General features: G+C 41.5%; 11 protein-coding genes and 1 pseudogene. 10 read left to right on the plus strand and 2 right to left on the minus strand.

All coding sequences use genetic code 11. The features are described from left to right. Positions 1–7 precede the first annotated feature (7 nt). Genes ASG93_RS26550 through ASG93_RS26560 form a run of 3 tightly spaced genes read left to right on the plus strand, consistent with a single transcriptional unit; the run spans position 8 to position 2,745 of the window. Positions 8–700 carry a uracil-DNA glycosylase gene (locus ASG93_RS26550; protein WP_056836906.1) on the plus strand — a complete coding sequence of 231 codons (693 nt, stop codon included), beginning with the start codon at positions 8–10 and terminating at the stop codon, positions 698–700. Then, positions 700–1,005 (plus strand): YciI family protein, encoded by a 306-nt coding sequence (locus ASG93_RS26555; RefSeq protein ID WP_056836908.1) that lies wholly within the window; start codon positions 700–702, stop codon positions 1,003–1,005. Before ASG93_RS26550 ends, ASG93_RS26555 begins: the two co-directional genes overlap by 1 nt. A gap of 45 nt (positions 1,006–1,050) precedes the next feature. After that, positions 1,051–2,745, plus strand: coding sequence for a M3 family oligoendopeptidase (locus ASG93_RS26560; RefSeq protein WP_056836909.1), 1,695 nt, complete (start codon positions 1,051–1,053; stop codon positions 2,743–2,745). Here the strand turns inward: ASG93_RS26560 and ASG93_RS26565 are convergent. Continuing rightward, on the minus strand, positions 2,742–3,674 hold the full coding sequence (locus ASG93_RS26565) for a zinc dependent phospholipase C family protein (protein ID WP_056836911.1): 933 nt from the start codon (positions 3,672–3,674) through the stop codon (positions 2,742–2,744). The genes ASG93_RS26560 and ASG93_RS26565 overlap by 4 nt on opposite strands. A 201-nt stretch (positions 3,675–3,875) precedes the next feature. Here ASG93_RS26565 and ASG93_RS26570 point away from each other — a divergent pair, with 201 nt between their 5' ends. The 6 genes and pseudogenes from ASG93_RS26570 to ASG93_RS26595 all read left to right on the plus strand — a co-directional run bounded on the left by ASG93_RS26570 (position 3,876) and on the right by ASG93_RS26595 (position 10,198). Beyond that, complete coding sequence (locus ASG93_RS26570) at positions 3,876–6,065, plus strand: PAS domain S-box protein (RefSeq protein WP_056836912.1); 2,190 nt, start codon at positions 3,876–3,878, stop codon at positions 6,063–6,065. Positions 6,066–6,520: 455 nt separating this feature from the next. Further along, a pseudogene (locus tag ASG93_RS26580) lies at positions 6,521–7,360 on the plus strand (DUF3900 domain-containing protein); the annotation flags it as partial. Positions 7,361–7,460: 100 nt separating this feature from the next. Next, complete coding sequence (locus ASG93_RS26585) at positions 7,461–8,117, plus strand: deoxynucleoside kinase (RefSeq protein ID WP_056836918.1); 657 nt, start codon at positions 7,461–7,463, stop codon at positions 8,115–8,117. A gap of 250 nt (positions 8,118–8,367) precedes the next feature. Next, positions 8,368–8,517 carry a hypothetical protein gene (locus ASG93_RS35455; RefSeq protein WP_156411052.1) on the plus strand — a complete coding sequence of 50 codons (150 nt, stop codon included), beginning with the start codon at positions 8,368–8,370 and terminating at the stop codon, positions 8,515–8,517. 123 nt (positions 8,518–8,640) lie between these two features. After that, positions 8,641–9,825, plus strand: coding sequence for an FAD-dependent monooxygenase (locus ASG93_RS26590; RefSeq protein WP_056836920.1), 1,185 nt, complete (start codon positions 8,641–8,643; stop codon positions 9,823–9,825). Between the two features lie 64 nt (positions 9,826–9,889). After that, a complete protein-coding gene (locus ASG93_RS26595) occupies positions 9,890–10,198 on the plus strand; it encodes a hypothetical protein (protein ID WP_056836922.1) in 309 nt (102 codons plus the stop codon). Between the two features lie 458 nt (positions 10,199–10,656). Here ASG93_RS26595 and ASG93_RS26600 read toward each other — a convergent pair whose 3' ends face one another. After that, the gene (locus ASG93_RS26600; RefSeq protein WP_056836923.1) at positions 10,657–11,409 is read right to left on the minus strand and encodes an MBL fold metallo-hydrolase; all 753 of its coding nucleotides are present in this window, start codon (positions 11,407–11,409) and stop codon (positions 10,657–10,659) included. 250 nt (positions 11,410–11,659) lie between these two features. Between ASG93_RS26600 and ASG93_RS26605 the strand changes: the two genes are divergently transcribed. Then, entirely contained in the window at positions 11,660–11,920 is a 261-nt protein-coding gene (locus ASG93_RS26605; RefSeq protein ID WP_056836925.1) for a hypothetical protein, read from the plus strand. Positions 11,921–12,053: the final 133 nt, after the last annotated feature.

Genomic DNA, 12,053 nt, shown 5'->3' on the forward strand with positions numbered 1-12,053 from the left:
GTGAATGATGAGCCATTTAACGAACGACTGGGCGTCATTATTGGAGGGTGAATTTCAAGAGCCTTATTTCCAAGCTTTGCAACGATTTCTTGATGACGAATACCGCACAGAAACCATTTTTCCTGAACGAAATGAGATTTACAATGCTCTTCATTTAACTTCCTATGCGAATACTAAAGTAGTTATTTTGGGACAAGATCCCTATCACGGTAGAGGCCAAGCGCATGGCCTCAGTTTTTCCGTTAAACCGGGTATACCGACACCGCCATCTTTGCAAAATATGTATAAAGAATTACAGACTGATCTCGGCTGCTATATCCCTGATAATGGCTGCTTGAAGACTTGGGCAGACCAAGGCGTACTGCTGTTGAACACCGTTCTAACGGTAAGATCGGACATGCCGAATTCGCATAAAGGTAATGGGTGGGAACGTTTTACAGACAAAATCATAACGACGTTAAGTGATCGGGAGAAGCCGATCATTTTTGTGATGTGGGGAAGTCATGCGCAGGCCAAAGAGCGTCTCATCGAGACAACGAGGCATGTCATCATAAAATCTGTTCATCCAAGTCCGCTTTCTTCATATCGCGGTTTTTTTGGCAGTAAACCTTTTTCGCAAGCGAACGCCTATCTTAGAAATCTTGGGAGTTCGGAAATTGATTGGCAAATACCCAATTTATTGGCAAAGGAGCGGGAGTAATGAGCGACAATAAAGAATTTATTTATGTCTTACGATTAAAACCTGCTTTTCTAGACCGCAGCATTTGGACAGAAAAAGAAGAAAAAATCGTTGAAGAGCACTTTCAATACCTTTTACAATTGAAAGAGGAGGGTGAGCTCATATTAGCAGGAAGAACACAAACTTTTGACGAAAAAACATTTGGCATTGTTATCCTGAGGGTGGATAATGAGTTAGAAGCAACACTGATCATGGAACAAGACCCTGTTGTTGCTAATCAACTTATGACCAGTGAATTGTTTCCATACAGTATTGCGGTTATGTAATCAGGCTGCCAGTTTCTCTGGCGAAAAATCAAAGGAGTGAATCCAATGAAATTTCAAGAATTTAAGTATGAAAGACCTGACTTTAGCGCTTTTGAAAGTAAATTTAAAGAGCTTTTAGAGGGATTTAAACAAGCAGCATCATTTGACAATCAGGATCAAGCGATGGAAGCGATCGTTAGCCTGCGAAGTAAGCTGGAGTCCATGGAATCTATTGCGCGGATTCGTCACAGTGTGGATACCAACGATGAATTTTACAAGGCGGAACAAGAGTATTTCGATGAAATTGAGCCTTTATATCAAGGGCTGATTACCGAATTTTATAAAGCTCTCATCGAATCCTCCTATCGATCAGAATTAGAAGTTAAATGGGGGAAGCAGCTATTCACGATTGCCTCCTTATCGTTGAAAACGTTTTCGCCGGAAATTGTTGAAGATCTCGTACAAGAAAACAAACTGGCTAGTGAATATTCGAAGCTTCTTGCTTCTGCCAAGCTCAATTATGCAGGGGAAGAACGAAATTTATCCCAACTCGTGCCTTTTCAATTATCAACAGACCGAAAAGTCCGTAAAGAAGCGAATGATGTGAAATATAGCTTTTTTATAGAGAATGAAGCGAAATTGGATGAACTGTATGACCAATTAGTGAAGATTCGTGCTCTCATCGCAAAAAAGCTCGGATACAACAATTTTGTTGAGCTGGCGTATGCTCGATTGAACCGCTCTGATTATAATGCCAAAGACGTGGAAGTATTTAGGAATCAAGTTCTTGAACACATCGTTCCGGTGGCAACCAAACTAAAGGAACGGCAGAAGGCTAGAATCGGCGTAGACTCGCTGCACTATTACGACGACAAGTTTGGTTTCGCCTCTGGGAACGCGGCGCCAAAAGGCGATGCGGATTGGATTGTGGAACAAGCTCGTCAGATGTATGCAGAGCTATCCCCGGAAACGGATGAGTTCTTTACCTTTATGATCGATAATGGTTTGATGGATTTAGTGGCTAAGAAGGGAAAACGCGTAGGTGGATATTGCTCTTATATTAGTACATACAAAGCACCTTATATTTTCTCTAACTTTAATGGAACTTCAGGGGACATTGATGTCTTAACGCACGAAGTTGGTCATGCTTTCCAGGGCTATAGCAGCCGAGAATTTCAAGTGCCAGAGTACATATTCCCAACCTTGGAAGCCTGTGAAATCCACTCCATGAGCATGGAGTTTCTCGCTTGGCCGTGGATGTCGCTGTTCTTCGAGGACGAGACAGATAAGTATAAATTCAAGCATCTTAGTGAATCGCTCTTATTCATTCCTTATGGTGTTGCGGTAGATGAATTTCAACATCGGATTTATGAACAGCCAGAACTCACACCCGCAGAGCGTAAGCTAGTTTGGCGTGAGGTTGAGCGCAAATATTTGCCGCATCGTGTCTACGAAGATAACGACTATTTGGATAGAGGGGGCTTTTGGCAGCAGCAGGCCCACATTTACAAAAGCCCGTTTTACTACATTGATTACACGCTTGCACAAGTGTGTGCGTTCCAATTCTGGAAACGAGCGAATGAAAATCCGAAATTAGCTTGGGAGGATTACTTAAGACTTTGTCAGCAAGGCGGAAGCCGGAATTTCACTGAGCTTGTTCAAGTCGCGAAGCTAATCTCACCTTTCAAAGATGGTTGTGTCGCTTCTGTAATTGGTCATATCAATTCATGGCTTGATCAGGTTGATGATGCTGAGCTTTAAATCATAGGCTGGACATGAGTGATTTGCAGTCCGCTGTCACAGTCTTTACCTGTTTCATACGAGAGATTGCCGAGAACTTCTTCAAAGGTTTGGTAATCATCAGAAGTACCTCGTTGTAAGGCTTGAATGGCTGCTTGGAGGACGATTTGACCATCTTCCATTGCGATATCCCATAAGTCCCAAATGCTGTAAGTATACGTTTCTTCTAATGATGTAGGACAGTTCCAAACCGTCCTGGCTTCGTTTAAATAATCAAGCGGAGCCGGATGCTTGGTATACACGAACGGCGATATTTGACCTAAGGTGAATACTCGTTTGATTCCTTTCGGATCGTGGAACAAGCGCTGAGCCCGGATCATATCGATATAAGCATCATTCCAATCCTTCTCAGTAATCTGCGATGCCTGTTCAGGATAGTGAATGGCAGCAGCGTGAGCAAGCGCAGGAACAATGCCGAGGGGCAGAGCTTCTCCAACATATATTTCTTTCCATACAGGCGTATTCCATGTCTGTAGTCCAAGCTTGCGACGAACAATGAGTGTGTCCATAATAATCTCAAATCGTTGATGATCCCATTTCTTAAAGCCTGATTTATAAAAAACGTAAGGATGCATGTTACGGTCGAGAATATGATGTGTAAGGAATCCAAGTGCGTAAACAACAGCGGGATTATACAAGCCTCTGCCTTGCATATGGGAAAGCAGATCCTGAAGGAACGGACCACATGCTTTCGTATGCATGAGACTTCCCAATTCACCCAGTTTCTTGTCTTTTTTCCAAGGTAAGAAGTTATGATAGAACAAGAAATCGGGTCCTTGGCAGCCAAGGGAGAAAACATGTCGCAGCTGCTTATCACTCAGCATATTGGCATGCCCCAATTGGTTCATTAATTCTTGACCGAAAATCAGATGTGTCCAGATGTTAGGCAATAGGGCCCCTCCTTATTTGTGTTGCACTAAAATACATAGAGAACCATTATATTTTATCATAATGAGGAATTTCAAGGGCACATTTCATGAACAATTTGATCAGATAAGAGATACGGTGGAAGGAATAATCAACAAAATCGTCGAATTCAAACACTTGGTAATGGAAACCATCCATGTATGTTTAAGATGGGGGATAAATGAATGGATATACTTTCGAGAATGGAACCGTCATTTGCCACGGTTTTTGAATTCACAACCATGGGCATGGCGATTATTTCGCTCAATGGACAATGGATGAAGATGAATAACAGCCTAAGTTCGATTACAGGATATTCGGAAGAAGAATTATTATATACGGATATAACCACGATTTTAATGCCCGAAGAGACCGATAAACTGCTTGGGCTTTTAGAGCAATTGTCGTCTGGGGATTTGCGCTCTTTTCAGATCGAACAAAGAATGAAATCAAAAGAGGGAACAATCCTAAGAGTAGAATGCGGAATTTCGCTTATTAGAAACTCTGACAATGAACCTCTGTATTATATGGCCCAATTGAAAGATCTCTCGAAAAAAACTGAGATGGAACGTAAACTTGCAGAGAGTGAGCAGAGGTATAATTCATTAATTGAGCATAATCCTGCGGGGATCATAACAAGTGATTTGAATGGTTTGATCATAAGTGTGAATCCGGCTATGGAGCGGATTTTGGGTTATACGAAAATGGATATGGTGGGACGGTCCATTCATCATTTCTGGGAACAAGAGGATCAAGTAAGATACCCGACCGCCAGTGTGCTCTTGCAAACGGATAATTATATGCTTCGAGTTATACATAAGAGTGGCGAAAAGATTGAATTAGGCTTAAAAAATGTGCCGATTATCGTGAATGGGATAACGGAAGGCGTTTATATTATCGCTAGAGATATCACCCAGCATAATAAAGACCGTGAGTCATTGAGAGTTGCGCAGCAGGACCTGCATGACACCGTTCGCAGACAGCAAGGAATGACCATGAAGTTCAGACAAATGCGAGGGAAATTCATTCATATATTATGTGACGGTGAACTTCTATATAGGCTCGGCTATAAGCCATCGCATATCCTTGGCAACGGCTTATACGAGATATGGCCATTCTATATGGCAGCCAATATCGATAAGTACTACCGCAGGGCATGGAGCGGGGAAGAAAATGTCATGTATGAAGCCACATTTCGGGGGATTACGTATTTGACATCCTTACGTCCCATTTTTGAAAATGGCCGCGTAATTGAAGTGATCGGTTCATGTGTGGACATTACGGAACGAAAGCACATGGAGACGGAGCTCAGAGAAACGAAGGAGCTGCTGGAATCTTTTATTAATAATACAACAGATGCCATCTGCGTACTTGATCAACGGTTTAGAGTTATTTCTGTCAATACCGCGTATGAGCAAGTATTTGGTTGGAATCAGGATGAGCTTCTAAATAAACCATTGCCGATATATCCGGATTTCTTGGAAGAGCATCATAAAGAAATTCATGACACATTGAAAGCAGGTAACCAAATTTCTGGGCTAGAGACGGTTCGAGTTCGTAAAGATGGAGAGCTAATTCACGTAAGTGTGACCAAAACGCCAATTAAGAATGAGAAAGGCGAGATTATCGGGTTCGCTGGTATTACGCGAGATATTACAGAACGGAAACGAACAGAGGAACTGCTCCGCAAGTCAGATAAGCTCTCCGTCGCAGGCCAGTTAGCCGCAGGACTTGCCCATGAAATCAGGAATCCGCTCACGTCACTCCGAGGCTTCTTACAGCTGCTGCAGAATGATATGAAGGGAAAACAGCATTATTTTGACATCATGTTATCCGAACTGGATCGGATTAATTTCATCGTTAGCGAGTTCCTTGTCATTGCGAAACCGGAAGCTATTCACTACAAAAAAAGTGATTTGATAAATATATTACAAACCGTGATTGCGCTGCTCGATACTCAGGCTAATCTATGCAATGTGCAGCTTTTACTCGAATTTGAGTCTGATATTCCGGAGTTCATTTGTTCCGAGATGCATTTGAAGCAATTGTTTATTAATTTGGTGAAAAATGCGATAGAAGCAATTACGAAGGAAGGACAAATTAAAATTACCGTTTCTATGCTGGGAAGCGATATGATACGAGTGAGGACTCAGGATAATGGCTGCGGCATCCCAGAGGAGCGGGTCAAGCAATTGGGTGAACCTTTCTATACAACGAAGGAAAAAGGTACAGGACTTGGTCTAATGATGTGTTTCAAGATCGTTGAAGCGCATAAAGGCACAATGTCGATTCAGAGCCAAATTGGAGAAGGAACCATTATTGATGTGTTTTTGCCGACACAGACGATAGGTAAGGACATGAGTGAATTCGAATAGCCGGAATGTAAAAACCGCCAGACCTGTCAAGTAACAGGAACGGGCGGTTTATTCATTTCTAAAATCGGATACTAAATTCATTCGTCTCTCTTGAATACCATCTTGTCATCGAGGAGTCATGTTCACACTGAATTTGTACTTCATCAGGTGTATATTTTACGATAAAACCCGAATTTACCTGATAATAAACGCCTAATGAATCTAACGACCAAACATAAACAGGTGTTTTTGTAAGAGCGGCAATGAAAATTTCTGTATCTGTTTCCAGTAGTTTGGTTCCGTAAATCATCTTCACACCTCTGTCTTTTTATTTTGAAAAAGCAGCGCTTATTACTAGTGACAGCATGAACGGAGAAACAATCACAAACTGTTCCTATTTTTTTGTGGCGTATCGGTTTTATACCAAGTACAATCAAAGTTGTGCAATTTTGAATACGATTGACAGGGAGAAGCCAGGCTTCGAATTAGAAAGTAATCCGAACTATAATCTGTTCGCGCGTCTGCGCTTTGCGGAAAACAAACAGGACTTTCTTAACGTCGGTGACGAGCTCTTGAATGCTTATTTGAATACCAGCGCGGTCAGGGGCGGAGCTTTTCTTATCGCAAGTGCGAAGCTCAATCAATATTTCGATGATCCTTTTGTATTTATTCTAAAATGTGATTTTGAGCCCAAAATTGCACGGATTACCGACGAAAAGAGCTTATTGAATCAGGTGGAAATGGCGATTAATGCGAAAAACATGAAATCGATCCAATATCCGTTTATGCCTGAGGAGGGCATGTTAGAAACAGCGGAGCTCAAAATTCATCAGGCCTCGCATGCCCGTTATTTTGAGGATTTCCTAAAATATGTAGAATATGAGCAGTCAATGCCGGAAATTTTGCATCATCAAGTACTAGGGCTCGTTCAGCAGCAGTTAGAGCGAGATTATGAGCATAAACCTGAGGAACGTGAGCAGGAAGAAAAGGATTTGGAAATCTGGGCAGCCAGTGAAAAGCGAGAGCTGCAGGAAAAGTGGACACCGACTCAAGTCATGGATGCTGCCAATTATTTGATTGAGCAGAAGCCGGATCTAGAAATGCGCATCAAGCTTGATCATATTAGTGTGAAGGCGCAGCTTGCCGATTATGGACGCAAGGTTCACATTGCTAGACAGGGTGAGCGGTATGTCATTCTGATTGAAGGCGATTATTTACACTTCGAAAAAGGTGTATCACCGGTTGAATTGCTAAGGCCAGATGGTCTTCACGCTGTCATCGAACGGATCACGAGAGAAGAAGAAAACGATAGATAGAAATAGGGTTCCCACCACTATGAATTCCTTGTATAATAGGGAAGCTTTGCATGAATTGACAGTCGGTTAATTAGGACTTGTTAGAAGGAGAAAGGGGTCAATGGCAGTGATCGTGGTTGGGGGAATGATTGGTCTAGGTAAAACATCGGTATCGACTTTACTCGGACAAGAATTAAATTCAAATGTTTATTATGAAAGTGTCGATGATAATCCGATATTACCGCTGTTTTACACAGCATCTCCAGAAGAAATTGAGAAGAAGCGATATCCGTTTTTACTACAATTGCACTTCTTAAATACAAGATTTAAGGCCATTAAACAAGCATTAGTACATAATCGAAATGTACTGGATAGAAGTATTTATGAGGATTGGTACTTTGCCAAAGTGAATCGGGAGTTAGGGCGTATTTCACAGCTGGAATTTGATGTATATGAGGGGCTTGCGGACAATATGATGTCAGAGCTTGCCGAGCTTCCTAAGAAAGCGCCCGACCTCATGGTTTATCTAAAAGCATCATTCGAAACGGTCATGCACCGAATCGGACTGCGGGGACGCAGCTTCGAGCAAGATCAATCTTTGGTTGATTATTATCGGCAGCTTTGGTCAGGTTATGATGATTGGGTGATGAATCATTATCATGCCTCTGAAGTGTTGATTGTAGATATGGATCGTGTTGATGTTGTGAATCGTTCGGAAGATGCAATCCAACTAGTTGAGCAGGTACGTGCCAAGCTTTCTGAATTAGCCATCGTTTAATATTAAAATGACGAAGGGCCCCCTCATTCTGAGGGGGTCTTTCGAATTATGTAGGAGTTTAATTGAGTAGAGAAATTAAAGGTGTTCAAGATGTTTCATTTTAATTCATTTGGTTATAAAGTCCTGTGTTATTACATATACTATCGAAATATGACGGTATTTATCTCTAATTGTTGAATATCGTGTAAAATTATTGTATGATACATTATGTATCAAGCGAAACGAGAATTCTGCAATGGAAGTGTAGGTGATGAGTTTGTTATTTATCGTATGTTACAAAGGAAAGCCTATGTGCCCGCCACTTTCTAAATTGGCAGCAAGTGAGAAAATGATGAAGTTAAGCCGATTTTTCTCGAATCTTGAGATCGTTGAGGTTAAACAACAATTAGTTGCAACATAACAGTATATAAACTTCATACCCTCAAAATTAAGTACCTCCTTAACCTTTGGTTTAAGGAGGTTTTTGTCTTGACTGGATTATGTTACAGTAGATGGAAATGGCTTGTTGGTTTTGGAGGACAATATGAATAATATCTTACCTTCTACTAAGAAAGCAATCGTCACTGGTGCTGGAATTAGTGGATTAGCGTCAGCGCTTTTCTTACAAGAGCAAGGTTGGGAAGTTGTCATTTATGAGAAAAAGAAAGAGCTATCCGAATACGGTGCCGGAATTGTATTAGCTGCGAATGCGATGTATGTATTAACGGAATTAGGCTTGGATGAGCAAGTGAAGGCAGCTGGCGCTAAAGTCGGCATGGCTGAAATTCGCACTTGGGATGGAAACCCGATTACTTCAGTTCCCGTCTCGAAGCAAGCCGCTAAATATGGCACTTACAGCTACCTTATTCATCGCGCCAAGCTTCAAAAGATTTTGTTTCAACAGCTAAATGAACGAACAACGGTTTATTTGAATAAAAAGCTGATAACTTTTGAACAGGATCCCCATCAGGTCGTTGTCCAGTTTGATGATGGAACAGAAGATAGCGGACATATCTTAATCGGTGCAGATGGCATTCATTCACAAGTGGCCCATCTATTATTTGGTATAGACCAGCTCCGATATTCAGGTTTTAGAGCTTTCCGAGGTATAACTTCGTTCTTGGATAAGCGATATATGCCTGAGATCGGCGGTGGATTTGAGGCATGGGGAAGAGGACGCAGGTTCGGGTTTTCCCAGATTGGCGAGGGTCAGGTATTTTGGTTCGCTGCAATCAACGCAGCTTCAGGGACAGGTGTGGATCATAAGAAGGACTATGTTCTTCAGCAATTTAAGGGCTGGCATAACCCAATTGAGCGGGCTATCCAGTCAACAGATGAGGGGTCTATTTTAACGCATGACATTCATGATCGCATACCACTTGAAAAATGGAGCCGAGGGAGAGTAACACTGCTTGGTGATGCCGCTCATCCAATGCTTCCTAATCTAGGGCAAGGAGGCGCTCAGGCGATGGAGGATGCTCTTGTATTAGCTAGATGTCTAGAGGGGATTTCAATGCTTTCATTAAACAGCGTAACAGCCGCTTTACATTCTTATGAAAGTAGCCGAAAACCACGAACCAATCAAGTTGTACGTCAATCCAGACGGATGGGACGCATCGTGCAAATGTGCAATCCGGCTGCTATTATACTGCGTAATCAAGTGCTCAGACTTCTTCCTGATGAGGTCCAAATGAAGCAGTTGGATTGGCTTCTGGGTTATCGCGTGTAATTAGATGGAAAACACCGAATATAATGGAATAGTATACTTTGAGAAAAAGAAAGAGGTGCTGTCCATGTATGATTCTTCGGATATTCAAAGTAATAAGGGAATGGCTATCATTGGATACATTATATTTTTTATCCCGCTCATCGCTGCAAAGGACTCCAAATTTGCATGGTACCACGCTAACCAAGGCCTTACGTTATTACTTGCCGCTGTCATTGTGAATGTTGTCTTGGGTATTATCCCGTTTATTGGTTGGATTCTGTTGCCATTAGCGAATTTGGCTGTCTTTGTATTAGCCATTCTAGGTATTGTTGCTGCGGCTCAAGGCCAAGTAAAACCACTTCCGTTTATCGGAGGCTACACATTATTGAACTAGCAGGACATACATATTGAGAAGCAGGTTGCCTTTTTGGGCAGCCTGCTTTTTTGAAAGATCTGAATTTATATGTTTTGGGCTTGGGGTTAAGCGGAGCCTAACCCTCATTTAATCATAATAAGAAAGAATAAGTTTTGGGCTGGAGCGAACTTTAACAAGAAGGCGTGACTGTGGGTTTGGTAAACACTGCAATTGTACATGCATTTTTTTCTTTAAATAGCTCATTTTCGTAAATTCCTGCAATCGTGCAGGAATTTTCGGTGTTTTTAATTTCAGGACGGGAAAAGCTAAAAGTTCCTGCATATTAGCAGGCTTTTCCACTTCTGAAACGACTTTAGCAAAATACCTGCACTTTCGCAGTTATTGTACAACTTCCATTTCTAATTAAGTACAAAAAATGGGTTTATAAACTAAAGACCAAAGGCACAGCTGAGTTTTTTTCGTTTAATGATTAAGATTCAGATTGAAGCTGCCAATTCAGCAATACGTTGATTTACGTTGTCAGTGTACAACCCGCCGTGATAGCAAATAACAGCTTCAATGTCGTATTTGATGAGCTTCTTAAGTGATTGCATCGCTAACTCATAGTTAACGGAGTACTCCGGTATGGGCCCGAGAAGTTGACCATCTGAAACAACCAAGGCATTAGCCGCAATCAATGTTTTGCTCTGTTTGTGATACAGACTGACATGTCCCGGAGTATGACCTGGGGTATGTATGGCGATAATCCCGCCACAGCCCGAAAGTTCGAGTCCATCATCAAGAATGCCATTGACAGGGCCCTTAGGCGGATTCTCCAAAGCTGATCGGAAGGCCTGTCGCCATTCAGGTGAAATATCCGCAGGTAAACTAGCGACCGCTTGCTCGATCGATTCTGGGGTGATTTTGATCAACATTTTCTCGCCTTGAATATAAGGTTTCTCTATATCACTAGCCAGGATATCAAGCTTATGCGGAGATTTACTTATGAAATCTGGTAAACTCCCTATATGATCTATATCTTGATGGGTAATAATAATCGTCTTCAAATGATGGAGTGGAACGTTATGTTCCTCCATGGCACTCTGTATAAGCGGTAACAAACCGGGATATCCGGTGTCTACCAGAATGGTGCCTCCTTCATCGGAAATAAGGGTTGGGTGTATGACATCGATACGCCCCATGACAGGAACTGACAGTTCAAGCATATAAATACCTTTTGCAATCTGCATTCGAATCCCTCCAAAGAGAAATGATAGTGAAAGAACAGTGCTATCATACAAAGAAGGCATAGTAATTGTCAAACAAATATTTTATTATACCATAAAACTCGCTAAAAGTCAATATCCATTAATTTGTGAACATGACGTATTTAATTTTGTCCAAATTTTGATGAACGTGTGAATAAAATATGAACAAATCTTGGATTTGTGTTATACTATGTTTATAAAGCACTTACATTGGGGTTTGGAGTTGATAATTATGGCAAATAGAGCCGTTTTGATCAGTAGTAATGAGCGCAGTGAGCGTGATGTAATGCCATTAGTCAAGATGTTGACAATGGCGGCATGGACGTTGCTTGGCATAGGATTACTATTAAGTTTGTTGAATATGGATCATTTTAGTGATCGTAATGCCTCTTTGATGGTTGGAATTGGTTTTATGGTAGGCAGTGTGCACATCTATGTTATACGGACGGCTATTCACTTGGTGCATTCGCGTGCAGCCTCCAAGACGGAATGATCACAATTCCATTATGAGCAGTAATAAAGCCTTTCAAGTTACAACTTGAAGGGCTTTTTCGTTTTCACTCATTTTCATACATTTTCATAATAGTCAACAAACGTTCTGTGACATTTGTTTTACAGTAAAACGT

The organism is Paenibacillus sp. Soil787, from assembly GCF_001429545.1.
Classification (GTDB): domain Bacteria; phylum Bacillota; class Bacilli; order Paenibacillales; family NBRC-103111; genus Paenibacillus_E.

What these genes read in the sequence shown, in the direction of transcription:
- ASG93_RS26570 (WP_056836912.1), top strand. Translation starts at nt 3,876, where the DNA reads ATGGATATACTTTCGAGAATGGAACCGTCATTTGCCACGGTTTTTGAA.
- ASG93_RS35455 (WP_156411052.1), top strand. Translation starts at nt 8,368, where the DNA reads ATGAGTTTGTTATTTATCGTATGTTACAAAGGAAAGCCTATGTGCCCG.
- ASG93_RS26605 (WP_056836925.1), top strand. Translation starts at nt 11,660, where the DNA reads ATGGCAAATAGAGCCGTTTTGATCAGTAGTAATGAGCGCAGTGAGCGT.
- ASG93_RS26550 (WP_056836906.1), top strand. Translation starts at nt 8, where the DNA reads ATGAGCCATTTAACGAACGACTGGGCGTCATTATTGGAGGGTGAATTT.
- ASG93_RS26555 (WP_056836908.1), top strand. Translation starts at nt 700, where the DNA reads ATGAGCGACAATAAAGAATTTATTTATGTCTTACGATTAAAACCTGCT.
- ASG93_RS26595 (WP_056836922.1), top strand. Translation starts at nt 9,890, where the DNA reads ATGTATGATTCTTCGGATATTCAAAGTAATAAGGGAATGGCTATCATT.
- ASG93_RS26560 (WP_056836909.1), top strand. Translation starts at nt 1,051, where the DNA reads ATGAAATTTCAAGAATTTAAGTATGAAAGACCTGACTTTAGCGCTTTT.
- ASG93_RS26590 (WP_056836920.1), top strand. Translation starts at nt 8,641, where the DNA reads ATGAATAATATCTTACCTTCTACTAAGAAAGCAATCGTCACTGGTGCT.
- ASG93_RS26585 (WP_056836918.1), top strand. Translation starts at nt 7,461, where the DNA reads ATGGCAGTGATCGTGGTTGGGGGAATGATTGGTCTAGGTAAAACATCG.
- ASG93_RS26600 (WP_056836923.1), bottom strand. Translation starts at nt 11,409, where the DNA reads ATGCAGATTGCAAAAGGTATTTATATGCTTGAACTGTCAGTTCCTGTC.